Annotated in this window: 15 protein-coding genes; all 15 read left to right on the top strand. The window is 45.3% G+C overall.

All coding sequences use genetic code 11. The features are described 5' to 3' along the window. Positions 1-37: 37 nt before the first annotated feature. The 15 genes from spoVE (at position 38) to ACFP56_RS01850 (ending at position 13,986) form a co-directional block, all read left to right on the top strand. On the top strand, positions 38-1,135 hold the full coding sequence (spoVE, locus tag ACFP56_RS01920) for a stage V sporulation protein E (protein WP_379230527.1): 1,098 nt from the start codon (positions 38-40) through the stop codon (positions 1,133-1,135). Positions 1,136-1,140: 5 nt separating this feature from the next. Continuing rightward, entirely contained in the window at positions 1,141-2,259 is a 1,119-nt protein-coding gene (gene murG / locus ACFP56_RS01915; RefSeq protein ID WP_379230525.1) for an undecaprenyldiphospho-muramoylpentapeptide beta-N-acetylglucosaminyltransferase, read from the top strand. A gap of 152 nt (positions 2,260-2,411) precedes the next feature. Continuing rightward, positions 2,412-3,317 carry a UDP-N-acetylmuramate dehydrogenase gene (murB, locus tag ACFP56_RS01910; protein ID WP_379230523.1) on the top strand — a complete coding sequence of 302 codons (906 nt, stop codon included), beginning with the start codon at positions 2,412-2,414 and terminating at the stop codon, positions 3,315-3,317. A gap of 15 nt (positions 3,318-3,332) precedes the next feature. After that, positions 3,333-4,616: a UDP-N-acetylglucosamine 1-carboxyvinyltransferase gene (gene murA, locus ACFP56_RS01905; protein ID WP_379230521.1), complete on the top strand. Its 1,284-nt coding sequence runs from the start codon at positions 3,333-3,335 to the stop codon at positions 4,614-4,616. 69 nt (positions 4,617-4,685) lie between these two features. Next, positions 4,686-5,453, top strand: coding sequence for a cell division protein FtsQ/DivIB (locus ACFP56_RS01900; RefSeq protein WP_379230518.1), 768 nt, complete (start codon positions 4,686-4,688; stop codon positions 5,451-5,453). 292 nt (positions 5,454-5,745) lie between these two features. Then, positions 5,746-6,990, top strand: a complete 1,245-nt coding sequence (ftsA, locus tag ACFP56_RS01895; RefSeq protein WP_379230516.1) for a cell division protein FtsA — start codon at positions 5,746-5,748, stop codon at positions 6,988-6,990. 17 nt (positions 6,991-7,007) lie between these two features. Next, positions 7,008-8,102, top strand: coding sequence for a cell division protein FtsZ (gene ftsZ, locus ACFP56_RS01890; RefSeq protein ID WP_379230513.1), 1,095 nt, complete (start codon positions 7,008-7,010; stop codon positions 8,100-8,102). Positions 8,103-8,324: 222 nt separating this feature from the next. Next, complete coding sequence (gene spoIIGA, locus ACFP56_RS01885; RefSeq protein ID WP_379230511.1) at positions 8,325-9,266, top strand: sigma-E processing peptidase SpoIIGA; 942 nt, start codon at positions 8,325-8,327, stop codon at positions 9,264-9,266. A gap of 14 nt (positions 9,267-9,280) precedes the next feature. Further along, positions 9,281-10,003 carry an RNA polymerase sporulation sigma factor SigE gene (gene sigE / locus ACFP56_RS01880; RefSeq protein ID WP_379230509.1) on the top strand — a complete coding sequence of 241 codons (723 nt, stop codon included), beginning with the start codon at positions 9,281-9,283 and terminating at the stop codon, positions 10,001-10,003. A gap of 76 nt (positions 10,004-10,079) precedes the next feature. After that, positions 10,080-10,469: a hypothetical protein gene (locus ACFP56_RS01875; protein ID WP_379230507.1), complete on the top strand. Its 390-nt coding sequence runs from the start codon at positions 10,080-10,082 to the stop codon at positions 10,467-10,469. Between the two features lie 129 nt (positions 10,470-10,598). Continuing rightward, complete coding sequence (sigG, locus tag ACFP56_RS01870) at positions 10,599-11,381, top strand: RNA polymerase sporulation sigma factor SigG (protein WP_379230505.1); 783 nt, start codon at positions 10,599-10,601, stop codon at positions 11,379-11,381. 118 nt (positions 11,382-11,499) lie between these two features. After that, on the top strand, positions 11,500-11,781 hold the full coding sequence (locus ACFP56_RS01865) for a PRC-barrel domain-containing protein (RefSeq protein WP_379230502.1): 282 nt from the start codon (positions 11,500-11,502) through the stop codon (positions 11,779-11,781). 195 nt (positions 11,782-11,976) lie between these two features. Continuing rightward, the gene (pgeF, locus tag ACFP56_RS01860; RefSeq protein WP_379230500.1) at positions 11,977-12,819 is read left to right on the top strand and encodes a peptidoglycan editing factor PgeF; all 843 of its coding nucleotides are present in this window, start codon (positions 11,977-11,979) and stop codon (positions 12,817-12,819) included. 7 nt (positions 12,820-12,826) lie between these two features. Beyond that, on the top strand, positions 12,827-13,540 hold the full coding sequence (locus tag ACFP56_RS01855) for a YggS family pyridoxal phosphate-dependent enzyme (RefSeq protein ID WP_379230498.1): 714 nt from the start codon (positions 12,827-12,829) through the stop codon (positions 13,538-13,540). Then, positions 13,537-13,986: a cell division protein SepF gene (locus ACFP56_RS01850; protein WP_379230496.1), complete on the top strand. Its 450-nt coding sequence runs from the start codon at positions 13,537-13,539 to the stop codon at positions 13,984-13,986. The genes ACFP56_RS01855 and ACFP56_RS01850 overlap by 4 nt, the downstream gene beginning before the upstream one ends. The last annotated feature ends 5 nt before the right edge of the window (positions 13,987-13,991 follow it).

Genomic DNA, 13,991 nt, shown 5'->3' with positions numbered 1-13,991 from the left:
CTAGTCCCTACTTCATTTGTGTAGAGGTGTGTATGATATGGTGAAGGCTCGCTCTGCCCCAGACATTTGGCTGCTCATATCCATTCTGATGATTTTAGGTATTGGGCTAATGATGGTGTATAGCGCCAGTGCAGTAAAAGCTTTTCATGAATTTGGCGATCAATTTTACTTTCTAAAGCGTCAAGCCATTTTTGCTGGGCTAGGTTTGGTTTCGATGCTGTTTTTATCTCGTATTCATTATACGATGTGGAAAAAGTGGGCTCCGATCATGCTAATCGTATGCTTTGGCCTACTGCTGCTCGTTCTTATACCGGGTGTTGGGGTTGTACGCGGTGGCGCGCGCAGCTGGCTTGGAATCGGCTCCTTCGGTATTCAGCCATCTGAATTTATGAAGCTTGCGATGATTATTTTTTTGGCGAAGTGGCTCTCGATTGAACAGCAAAAAATTACTCACTTTACGAAGGGATTGTTGCCGCCGCTTGGTCTTGTATTTCTCGCTTTCGGCTTAATTATGCTGCAGCCGGATTTGGGAACCGGGGCCGTTATGGTTGGCGCGTCCATGATTTTGATCTTTACTGCAGGAGCAAGACTGATTCATCTCGGCGGACTTGCAATGATTGGTGTAGTCGGTTTTGTAGGGCTTATTATTGCCGCACCGTATCGCTTAAAGCGTATAACAAGCTTTCTTGATCCGTGGTCCGATCCGCTCGGTGGAGGCTATCAAATTATTCAGTCGTTATTTGCCATTGGTCCGGGTGGTTTAGTTGGCTTGGGACTTGGCGCTAGCCGTCAAAAGTTCAGCTACTTGCCTGAACCGCAAACGGATTTTATTTTTTCCATTTTGGCAGAAGAGCTTGGCTTTATTGGAGGCGCAACGCTTATTCTGTTGTTTTTGATTGTTGTTTGGCGAGGGGTGCGCACTGCGATTTCGGCGCCGGACACATTTGGAAGTCTGATGGCAATAGGCATTACGAGCATCATTGGTGTACAGGTGCTGATTAATATTGGCGTTGTTATCGGAATGATGCCTGTTACAGGGATCACGCTGCCGCTCGTAAGCTACGGCGGATCATCGTTAACCCTTTTATTAACAGCTCTTGGCATTTTGCTCAATATTTCTCGGTATTCGAGGTGAAAGACATGAAAATTTTGTTGACAGGCGGAGGTACTGGAGGTCATATTTACCCAGCCTTGGCGATTGGTCAATATTTGAAGCAGCAGGATTCATCAACCGAGCTGTTATACATTGGAACAGACAAGGGAATGGAGAGCAAGATCGTCCCGAAAGCGGGCATTCCTTTTGAAAGTATAGAAATTACAGGTTTCAAGCGGAAACTGTCCTACGATAATGTACGGACAGTTATCCGTTTTTTACAGGGGGTATCACGCTCGAAGCAGCTGATCAAGCAATTTCAGCCAGATGTTGTTGTAGGCACTGGCGGCTATGTATGCGGGCCAGTCGTCTATGCGGCTGCCCGTTTAGGCGTGCCCACCTTTATTCATGAGCAAAATGCGATACCAGGACTGACGAATAAATTTTTGACGCGATTCGTTTCGCATGTAGGCGTCAGCTTCGAGGATTCTCTCGCAGCCTTTGCCAAAGCCAAGCAGGTGAGCTTTACAGGCAACCCTTGCGCTTCTCAAGTGCTGGAGGCCATTCCTGGTCGCGGAAGAGCCTCGCTTGAGCTGGGTCCTAACCAGCGTTATGCATTGATTGTAGGCGGCAGCAGAGGTGCTAAAGCGCTAAATGAAGCAGTTATTGCTATGGCTGAAGAGGAAGAGCAGCTGCAGAAGCTGAAGCAATTTGTGATTGTATTCGCAACAGGTGATACGTATTATGAGGGTACGCATGAGCGACTGAGGTCAACGGCCGCTTATCAGAGCGGTACCATCAAGCTGCTCCCGTATATTAACAATATGGCAGAGGTGCTGACGGATGCCTCGATCGTCGTAAGTCGTTCTGGCGCATCCTCGCTTGCTGAAATTACTGCGCTTGGCAAGCCGTCGATCCTTATTCCGTCGCCTAATGTGACGAATAACCATCAGGAGGCTAATGCACGCAGTCTGGAATCAGTAGGCGCAGCGGAAATTATTTTGGAGCGTGAGCTGAGCGGCAGCTCGCTAATTGACAGAATGTCGGCGTTGCTGCTTGATGATCATCGTCTTGCAAAAATGTCGCAGGCCTCGCAGTTTCTAGCAGTTCCTGATTCAGCCAGTCGCATTGCACTGGCACTTAGTAGAATTACAACAAATCGGTAAGATCGCTTTGGGCGATTGTCACATAAATGAGCGATGAGGCATAAGATACCGTATAATTCGTGATCAGAACTATGCGGCGCCTGTGTTTACGCTCATTGAACTGTGATTGCCATGAGAATATGTGCAGCTATTCTCAAAAGGAGGAGAACATAATGAATCTATTTATAGAGGAGCTTGAAGAGCAAAATGTTGGGGAATATCTCTTCAATGAACCACTATCCAAGCATACAACATGGAAGATTGGCGGCAATGCTGATCTGATGGTTATTCCTCGAGGCAAGGAGCAGCTCATCACGCTAATCCAACTGCTTAACAAGCATCAGCTGCCGTGGACGACAATTGGCCGCGGCTCCAATATGCTAGTAGGCGATAAAGGGATTCGTGGCGTCGTAATTAAGCCGGGTGAAGGGCTTGATTATGTTCGCTTTGATGGCACTACGGTAACTGCTGGAGCGGCGTATTCCTTCATTAAGCTTGCCGTTACTGCTGGCAGACAGGGACTTGCTGGACTGGAGTTTGCTGGAGGCATTCCTGGAACGGTTGGTGGCGCTGTCTATATGAACGCTGGCGCGCATGGATCTGATGTATCACGTATTTTCAAGTCAGCTGAGATTGTACTGTCAAACGGAGAATTGGTTACTTATTACAGCGAAGATATGAATTTCTCATATCGCCATTCCATTTTACAGGAGATGTCAGGCATTGTCGTGGAAGCTACCTTCGAGCTTGAAAAGGGCGACCGCGAAGCGATATCTGCTGAAATGGCGCGGCATAAGGAACGAAGATTGCAAACACAGCCTTTGAAATCGGCAACGTGCGGCAGTGTGTTTCGCAATCCGCCGGGGGATTACTCGGCACGGTTAATTGAGGAGGCTGGCCTCAAAGGGTTCCAATGTGGAGGAGCACAAGTATCCGAGCTTCATGCCAATTTTATCGTCAACACAGGACAGGCGACAGCTAATGACGTTCTCGCTCTAATTACTCACATACAAGGCGTTATTAAGGAGCGCAATGGTATCCTCTTAATTCCTGAAGTATTGGTGGTGGGCGAGCGGTAATTCGGAGGTGATACATTGGACAGATTGGTGATCGAAGGCGGCAAGCCTTTATCAGGAACTGTTATAATCCAAGGTGCCAAAAACGCGGTGCTGCCGATTATGGCTGCCAGTCTGCTGGCTGAAGGAACAACCGTACTAGAAAATGTTCCTCATTTATTGGATATCGAGGTTATGATCTCGATTTTACGTGAGCTCGGTTGTCGAGTTGAGCATAAGGGAAGTACGATTATCATTGACACAACAGGAGCATCTGCCTCGCATGTGCCCGAAGGGCTTATGAAGCGAATGAGGTCATCCATCTTCTTGATGGGGCCGCTTTTAGCGAAGTATGGCAGGACGCAAGTGTATCAACCAGGAGGGTGTGCAATCGGGGAACGGAAAATTGACATCCATCTGGAAGGTTTGAAGGCGCTGGGCGCATTGATCGAAGAAACGGGCAATTCGATCATATGCACGGCTGATCAATTGAAGGGCGCTGATATTCATCTGCATTTTCCGAGTGTAGGAGCAACGGAAAATATTATGATGGCGGCAGTGCTTGCTGAGGGTCGTACGACGATAACAAATGCTGCACGCGAGCCGGAAATACAAGATCTTCAGCATTTTCTCAATGCGATGGGCGCCAAAGTGCTTGGTGCTGGAACAGACACCATCACGATTGACGGCGTAACATCCTTAAAGCCGTGCGAGCACCGTGTGATCCCGGATCGTATAGTAACAGGAACGCTAATGATAGCCGCTGCTGCAACAAGAGGTCAAATCACGCTGCACAAAACTCAGCCTAGTCACATTACATCACTTATTCATGTGATGAGACGTGCAGGTGTTCAAATTCAGGTTGATGGTGATATAATTAAAATCGATAGTCGCGTGCGAAGCAAGGCTGTCGAAAAAATTGTAACTGCACCATACCCTGCCTTTCCTACAGATCTTCAATCCCAAATGATGGTGATGCTGGCGCTCGCAGATGGTGTGAGTGTCATCAAGGAAACGATCTTTGAAGGCAGATTGAAGCATGTGGATGAACTGGCAAGGATGGGTGCTGACATTAGAGTTGATATGAATACAGCCTATATTCGAGGTGTGCCTCGATTATATGGTGCAACGGTTGAAGCAACTGACTTGCGGGCAGGAGCGGCGCTTGTTATAGCAGGGCTTGCCGCACAAGGAAGAACAGTAGTAGAGCGTATTCATCATATTGATCGTGGATATGAACGAATCGAAGATACGCTGTCCTTGTTAGGTGCCCAAATAACGAGATTAACAGCACTTTCCAAAAATGAATCCTACGCGCAGTAGACTTTGGAATGATAATCGGCTTCCTCATCTTTGGTGAGGAGGCCGCGTTGTGTTAAGGAGTGGACGAGCATGCACATGCAAACGGATTTGCCGGTGCTTAAAGAGCCAGAACCGAAGAAAAAAAGCAATATTAAGCTCATTTCGATCATCGTTATCTTGTTTCTTGCACTATTAATTATTATATTTTTTAATTCTTCTCTTAGTAAAATTACAGAAGTGCAAATTACTGGCGGTCAATTTATTAGCAGCACGGAAGTCATGAAATATGCTGATGTAAAAGTAGGCGATTCTTTTATTTTTAGCTCATCTCGCAAAATAGAAGCGTCACTACTAAAAAACAGCAGTATTCAGGATGTAACGGTAAAAAAACAGTTTCCTGGCATTATTAAAATTACGGTGCATGAATATAAGGTCGTGGCGTTCGAGCTCTCTGATAATGGAGATCTAATCGCACTGCTCGCAAGCGGTGCAAGCATCGTAACGAATAGTGAGCGTATGCAAATTATGGACAAGCCGATTTTAACAGGCTGGGATCCGGATGATATGAATAAGAAAGAGTTAATGAAGCAGCTGGCAACGATTGATAGTGCGATGCTTTCCGATATTTCGGAAATCTCACCGATTCCGTCGTCTGCTTTTCCAGACCGTATTCTTATTTATACTCGTACAAAATACGAGGTTGTTACAGCAATTAGTTTGCTGAGAGAAAAAATCGGAACGATGAATGGTGTAATCGAAACGCAAGCTCCTGGTAGATTGACGCTGTTGCTCGCGGATACATTTGTTCCATTCGAGCTTGAAATGGAAGAAGAAGAGACGTCAAACCAAGCAAACTAAGTAAAAAGACACTACTCAAGCGGATCAAACAGTGGTAAACTTTTATGTGGGAAACTTTCAAAACATTCTGGTAGAACTTTATGCCTAGCTCTTATATTTTTGATGTTCATAATAGGGTTTTTTACCTAGATTTAATTAAAAGTTTCGAAAATAATGTTGAAAAAAGAGGGAAAGCACAAGATATGTTGAATAGATGATAGTGGGCTTTCCACAATTAGAATGAGAAGGCGATTGAATAACACCTATTCATCGTTACTACTATAAATATTTATTGAAACGGAGGTGCCGCGCAGTGAGCAACGGTGACATAATTGTCAGTTTGGACATCGGTACATCCAAGGTTCGAGCAATTATCGGTGAAATTAACGATGGTGCGATTAATATCATTGGTGTAGGTTCGGCAGATTCTGAAGGAATTCGCAAAGGTGCGATTGTGGATATCGATCAAACCGTCCAATCTATTAAAAATGCGGTTGAACAAGCTGAACGTATGGTAGATATCGAAATTTCCGAGGTGTATGTAGGTATTCAAGGCAACCATATTGGCGTGCAGACGAATCATGGAGTAGTTGCTGTGTCTAATGAAGACCGTGAAATCGGAGAAGAAGATATCGAGCGTGTACTGCAAGCAGCGAAAGTTGTTACCTTACCACCAGATCGAGAAATTATAAACCTTGTACCGAAGCAATATATTGTAGACGGATTGGAAGGTATATCTGATCCACGAGGCATGATAGGTGTAAGATTAGAAGTAGAAGCAACCGTAATAACAGGCGCGAAGTCTGCTGTACATAACCTTGTTCGATGTGTGGACAAGGCTGGCTTGAAAATTAACGGTGTAATTCTGTTAACGCTGGCATCCGGCGTAATGACGCTTTCCAAGGATGAAAAGGAAACAGGAACTGCACTCGTTGATATTGGCGGCGGCTCGACAACGATTGCGATTTATGAAAATGGAGGAATCAGTGCGATCTCCTCATTGCCAATCGGCGGTCAATTTGTTACCAATGATATCGCTTATGGACTTCGCTCACAAAGCGATCATGCTGAGAAGATTAAGCTGAAATTTGGATGTGCTAATGTTGCTGATGCAGCAGAGGAAGTGAAATTCAAGGTCACTCGAATGGGCAGTAATGTCGAGAAGGAATTTTCACAGAAGGATTTGGCGAGCATTATTGAGCCGCGCATGCAGGAAATCTTCCAGCTTATTAAAGCGGAGGTAGCAGCGCTAGGCTACGGTGATAAGGTTGATAGCTACGTGTTGACTGGCGGTTCAGTCACCTTGCCAGGCACACTTGCACTTGCCCAGATAGAGCTTGATGCTAGTGTAAGAATCGCAGTGCCGGATTACATCGGTGTAAAAGATCCATCCTTTAGCAGTGGAGTTGGAATGATACAGTATGTTTCAAAGTACATGGGTGTCCGAGGAGCTAGCACTACTACGAAAAAGCCGGTTAGTCGCAAGGGAAGTACTCCAGCTTCGTCCAAACCCCGTATGTTAGAACGAATAAAAAATATGTTTCAGGAATTTATTTGACAGGGGGAAGAGAGTAGATGTTGGAATTCGACTTAGAACTAGAGCAGCTGGCTCAAATTAAAGTAATCGGTGTAGGTGGCGGTGGCAGCAACGCTGTTAACCGAATGATTGAGAATGGGGTAAAAGGTGTAGAATTTATAACCGTTAATACTGATGCTCAAGCTCTGAATCTTGCAAAATCAGAGCACAAGCTGCAAATAGGAGATAAATTAACACGTGGGCTTGGTGCTGGAGCAAACCCTGAAGTAGGAAAAAAAGCAGCTGAGGAATCTCGTGATCTTATCGCTAATCAGCTGAAGGGCGCAGATATGGTATTCGTTACGGCAGGTATGGGAGGCGGTACAGGTACTGGTGCAGCTCCTGTCATAGCTGAAATCGCTCGCGAATGCGGTGCGCTAACTGTTGGTGTCGTTACTCGACCATTTACTTTTGAAGGACGCAAGCGTTTCGGACAGGCTGAATCAGGCATCGAGGCGCTTAAGGAAAAAGTAGATACGCTTATCGTTATTCCAAATGACCGTTTGCTGGAAATCGTCGATAAAAAGACGCCTATGCTTGAAGCGTTCCGTGAGGCAGATAATGTACTAAGACAAGCGGTTCAAGGCATCTCTGATTTGATCCAAGTGCCAGGACTAATCAACCTTGACTTTGCAGATGTGAAGACAATTATGACAGAGCGCGGCTCTGCTCTGATGGGGATTGGTGTGGCGACTGGCGAAAACCGTGCGGCAGAAGCTGCTCGCAAGGCGATCCAAAGTCCGCTGCTTGAAACTTCAATTGACGGAGCACGCGGTGTCATCATGAACATTACTGGCGGCAGCAACTTGTCCCTTTATGAAGTGAATGAAGCTGCTGAAATCGTAATCTCCGCATCTGATCCTGATGTCAACATGATCTTCGGTGCGATTATCGATGAGGAACTGAAGGATGAGATCAAAGTAACGGTTATTGCGACTGGCTTTGAAACAAAAGCAAGCGAAGCTCCTCCTCGTCGACCAGTAAGTCAAACGAGTGATGCCGGCGAATCAGCAAAAGCACAGTCTTCTAAACCAATCGGCACGAATTTGACGAGTGACTTGGAAATCCCTGCATTTTTACGTCGCAAACAATAGAATAGATTTCATATATAAGAATAGGAATTGAAAAAAGCTTGTTTATAGCAGTTGTGCTGCTATAAACAAGCTTTTTTTCATTGAATAGCCTCTCTTCTTTGACAAAATTAGAGCGAAAGGCGTGACATAAACTGACAGACTTTGGAATAGATATAACCTATACTGTTTACATTGTTCAGGTTAGACAAACGCAATATTAAAGCTGCGGCGGAGTTGAAAATCATGGCTATATATGCAGATATCATCTTTTTAAGAGAGCTGCTAGTAGATGGGATAATACTATTTTTAACTGGTTGGGTTCGAGGTATGAGACCCAAGCCGTGGCGATTGCTGCTTGCTTCTGCATTAGGTGCGATGTATACGCTTGCGATGCTAATTCCAAGTCTGGCCGACATGTATCATTTTTTTATTAAGCTGTTTATTTCATTCCTTATGATCTATATCAGCTTTGGCTATTATTCTCTGCAGACGTATCTTAAAGACTTAGTGAGCTTTTATTTAATCAGCTTTGTGCTCGCAGGCGGCTTGATGGGCATCTATTACATGCTGATGAGCAGCTCGCAGCAGGTGTGGGCCGATCTCATTTTTATTGGCGGCGAAGTGACAACGAAGCTGCAAATGGGAACCTTTTATGTGATTGTATGCAGTCTTATCATTTTTTATTTATGGATGCACTTTGTACGAAGTAAACGGAAGCAGCAGCTAATGGAGCAGCATTTGGCAGAGGTAGAGCTTCATCTTGCTGGACAGGTCGTTCACTGTCAGGGGTTGATTGATACAGGGAATCAACTCTATGATCCTTTAACGAAAACACCAGTTATGATCGTAGAAGTTAAACAGCTGGCACATATGCTGCCATCTGTGCTGGTGGAGCAGTTGAAGCAAGGCAATATGAATGATGTGCTGACAACGATTACCGATCATGCTGAGATGGAAAGCTGGCAGGATCGTATTCGAATCGTTCCTTATCGTGGAGTAAACCGCAATGCTCAATTTATGCTTGCGCTACGACCAGATCTTGTTCGAGTCAAGCATAATGATACCGTTTATGACGCAGTAAAAGTGCTGATAGGCTTTGATGGTGGACAGCTGAGCGCAGATGGTTCTTATCAAGCGATTGTTCATCCATCGCTAATGATCAATCAAACATCATCCGTAGGATAAGGGAGGAGCTTTTCATGCTAGTCAAATATAAATTACGCATGCAGCTTACGTATTATAAGATTTTATTTAAGCTGGGACTGAAATCCGAAACGATTTATTATATTGGAGGCAGTGAGGCATTACCTCCGCCGTTGACTAGAGAAGAAGAGGAATATTTACTCCAGCGATTGCCTTCAGGGGATGAGGCGGTGCGTTCGATGCTAATCGAGCGGAATTTGCGACTTGTCGTGTATATCGCCAGAAAATTTGAAAATACAGGGATTAATATTGAGGACCTTGTATCGATAGGAGCAATTGGCTTGATTAAAGCTGTCAACACGTTTGATCCTGAAAAGAAAATCAAGCTGGCTACATATGCGTCCCGTTGTATTGAAAATGAAATATTAATGCATTTGCGCCGCAATAACAAAACAAGAACCGAGGTCAGCTTTGACGAGCCGCTTAACATCGATTGGGATGGCAATGAGCTGCTGCTTTCCGATGTGCTAGGAACAGAAAATGACACGATATACCGCAATATCGAGGAGCAGGTAGACCGCAAGCTGCTGCAAAAAGCACTGGAAAAGCTGTCTGAGCGGGAGCGGGTCATTATGGAGCTTCGTTTTGGACTAGCAGATGGCGAAGAGAAGACCCAGAAGGATGTGGCGGATATGCTTGGCATATCGCAATCCTACATCTCACGCCTTGAAAAACGAATTATTAAACGACTCCGCAAGGAGTTTAATAAAATGCTTTAAGTGCTACCTGAACATGTTAGTGAACAGCAGCATATGTGGCAACAGCATAGCGCAATGAGAGGATGTGTAGAATCGCATGTCGAACAGTACGACTTCTCTGGAATCGGAAAGCGTCACGCTTGATGATAAGAATATAAGCCTTTCTTTTTCGGGGCTGGAATTGGAGCAGGACGCTCATTCGGTCATAGTCAAGATGGTCATGACCAATTGTTCGGCGCAGGAGCAGGTGATCAGCAGTCAGTACTTTGTCATAGCTGATGATATAAGGGTGATGTATCCGCAAGCAAGCTATTTGAGCGAGCCAAGCAAGCCGGGTATGCTGTGGTCATGGAAGCGGTTGATGCCTGGAGAAATATGCACCATCATTATGCGTTATGACCTTGTCGGCAAAGTCAAGCAATACGAATTAAAAATGATTTATCGGAATCATGAGTACCCGATTAAACGTTTTTATCAACCTTCATAAATGCGCGACAGTATGCGGGCTGCCCCCTTTTGGACAGCCCGCTTGCTGTCGCAAAATGTCAAAATAGGAATAAAATCGTCCCCCGAGGAGATAATGATTGTTAATGTTTCCCCTTGGGAGGTAATAAGAATGACCCGTAATAAAGTTGAGATTTGTGGCGTAGATACCGCTAAACTGCCAGTGCTTACTAACGTTGAAATGCGCGAATTGTTCACAGCTCTACAAACCCGCAACGAATGGGGAGCGAGAGAAAAATTAGTTAATGGAAATTTGCGATTAGTTCTCAGTGTAATTCAACGCTTCAACAACCGAGGAGAATTTGTCGATGACTTGTTTCAAGTCGGCTGCATCGGATTGATGAAAGCCATTGACAATTTTGACCTCGGACAAAATGTTAAATTTTCAACGTATGCTGTTCCGATGATCATTGGCGAGATCCGCAGATATTTGCGTGACAACAATCCGATTCGCGTATCTCGAAGCTTGCGTGACATCGCCTATAAGGCGCTGCAGGCACGTGACAGCTTAACGAATAAGTTTTCACGCGAACCTACGGTTCATGAAATTTCCGAGGTGCTGAATGTACCGAAGGAGGATGTTGTATTCGCTCTTGATGCCATTCAAGACCCTGTATCGCTTTATGAGCCTATTTTTAATGATGGCGGCGATCCGATTTATGTGCTTGATCAAATTAGCGATGATAAGAACAAGGACATAACATGGATAGAGGAAATTGCGCTTCGTGAGGCTATGCAGCGTTTGAATGAACGTGAAAAAATGATCTTATCTATGCGATTTTTTGAAGGCAAAACGCAGATGGAGGTAGCGGAGGAAATCGGAATATCGCAGGCTCAAGTGTCGCGTTTGGAAAAGTCTGCTATTGGACAAATGCAAAAGTACGTCAATGCGTAGCATTGACACAGCTAAGCTGCCAGGGGAAGCCTGGCAGCTTTTTTATGGTACAACTTCAGATATACTTTGCTTCAGCCCATCATATACTTAGGGCATAAGGATGAAGGGGCGTGAGGTCATGAAAATATCTGATTTGCAGGCCAAGGATGTCATTAATATTGTAGACGGTAAAAAATTGGGCAATGTTAGCGATATTGAACTCGACCTAAGACAAGGGAAAATCGATGCCATCGTTGTGCCACAGCTGCAGCGAATGTTCGGGTTCTTTGGCTCCCCCGGCACTGAAATTATTATTCCTTGGCGCAATATCGTGAAGATTGGCCAGGATGTAGTGCTTGTTCGACTGGAAGAAGCGAAATCATTGCGAAATGAAGAGGATGATTTGCATGTCCACTCTTAACAGGATAAACTAGGGTGTGTCTGAAACTCTGAGGACAGCAAATGCTGCCGAAAACCATGCAAGGCGCGCTGGTGAAGGCGTACGGGGGTACGTCAAGCAAGCGGAACGCAGCAGGGGGCGAAAAGGCGGTGAAAGGTGCCACTAAACGGGTTTTCAGATACGCCCTAGTTACAGCAAAAACATGAGGTGAGAGACATGGAACCGTTCGTTCAAGGTGAAGAGACGCATATGCTGCTGCTGCCACAATGGATGAAGCAGTATAAGCAGTTAACGGCTGGATTTACAACGCGAAAGGGAGGCGTAAGCAAGGCTCCCTTTCATTCGTTTAATATAGGATTGCATGTTCAGGATGAACCAGATGATGTACTCGCTAATCGCAAGAAGCTTGCTGAAAGTGTTGGCATGAGCTTCGAGGCATGGACGAGTGGGGAACAGATTCACGGTAATCAAATTGCGATAGTGACAAGCAAAGAGCGGGGCAGAGGAAGAGCGAGCATGCAGGATGCAATTATAGGTGTTGATGGCTTAGTCACCAATGAGAAAGATGTGCTGCTGACTTCCTTCTATGCGGATTGCGTACCGCTTTATTTCTGGGATGCTGAGCATCATGTGATCGGATTGGCTCATGCTGGCTGGAAAGGCACGGTTACAGCAATTGCCAGGGAAATGATTGAGGTTATGTCACAGCACTATGGAACAAAACCGGAGCAGCTTCAATGTGCGATTGGGCCCTCAATTGGTGCCTGCTGTTATGAAGTGAATCACGTTGTCATTGACCGTGTTGTAGGTCTTTGGGAGGAGCTTGAACTGCCTGAGGTCATACTGGAGTCTGTTTTTTTGAACAAGCGTGAAGGGAAAGCACATATAAACTTGAAAGAAATAAATCGACAGATTATGATAAAAGCAGGAATATTGCCGAGTCATATCGAAATAAGTGAGAGGTGTACTGGTTGTCAACATGATTTGTTCTACAGCCATCGCATGGAAAACGGCAAAACAGGCCGCATGGCAAGCTGGATTGGCATACGAAAAGGGTGAGCAGATTATGAGCATACAAAATCGCGTGAAAGAGATACAGCAGCGTATAGAAGCTGCTGCATTGCGCTCTGGACGAGCAGTTGCAGATATACATGTCATAGGAGTTACCAAGTATGTATCTACAGAACGAACCGTTGAGGCGTTGCATGCCGGTGTATTGGAGCTTGGTGAAAACCGCTGGCAGGTTGCAAAGCCGAAATGGGAATACATACATGAACATAAAGACAAACTGCCGGAGCCGATCTGGCATTATATCGGATCGCTGCAAAGCAATAAGGTAAAGGATGTTGTCGGACGCTTCGACTATATTCATTCCTTGGATAGAATTTCGCTGGCAGAAGCTATACAGAAGTATGCTGAGAAGCATGATCTAACCGTGAAATGCTTCATACAGGTTAATGTCTCTGGGGAACAATCTAAACAAGGCTTGAATCCCGAGGAAGTGATGGCCTTTGCAGAACAATTACAGGGCTATGATCGAATCATCCCGGTTGGGCTAATGACAATGGCGCCTTTCGAGATGAAGGCAGAGCAGACAAGACCGGTTTTTGCAGGCTTGCGAAAATTGCGTGATGAGCTGCTTCGTCAGCTCGGGGCCGATTGCACCATTAGGGAGCTATCAATGGGGATGTCGAATGATTTTGAAGTTGCAATTGAAGAGGGAGCCACCTACGTACGGCTTGGCACCTCACTTATTGGGACAGAGGAGGATGAAGGATGAGCGTTTTTGGGAAATTTATGAACTATTTCGGACTGCAGGAGGAGGAAGAAATTGTAGAACGTGAACGAGTTCCTGCACAGGATGAGCAAGAAGTTGAAACGAATTCGTTTGAACAACGTAAACAATCTAGGAATGCCCACCTGACGAGCGTAGGTGGTGGCAACGTAGTAAGCTTGCACACACAAAAAAATACACGTATGGTGCTTTGCGAGCCTAAAAGCTATGATGAAGCACAGCAAATTGCAGACGAGTTGCGCAACCGTCGCTCGGTCGTTGTCAATTTGCAGCGTGTGCGTTCTGATCTTGGTTTGAGAATTGTTGATTTTCTATCGGGGACAGTATATGCGCTAAGCGGCACAATTTCCAAGCTTGGGCCGAATATTTATTTGTGTGCGCCGGAGTCAGTTGAAGTTCACGGCTCTATTACGGAGTTGACGACCGAATAATAAAT

It is taken from the genome of Paenibacillus septentrionalis, assembly GCF_042659865.1.
GTDB lineage: Bacteria > Bacillota > Bacilli > Paenibacillales > Paenibacillaceae > Pristimantibacillus > Pristimantibacillus septentrionalis.
Note: the sequence above shows the minus strand (reverse complement) of the source record. Positions and strands in the feature narration are given on the sequence as shown.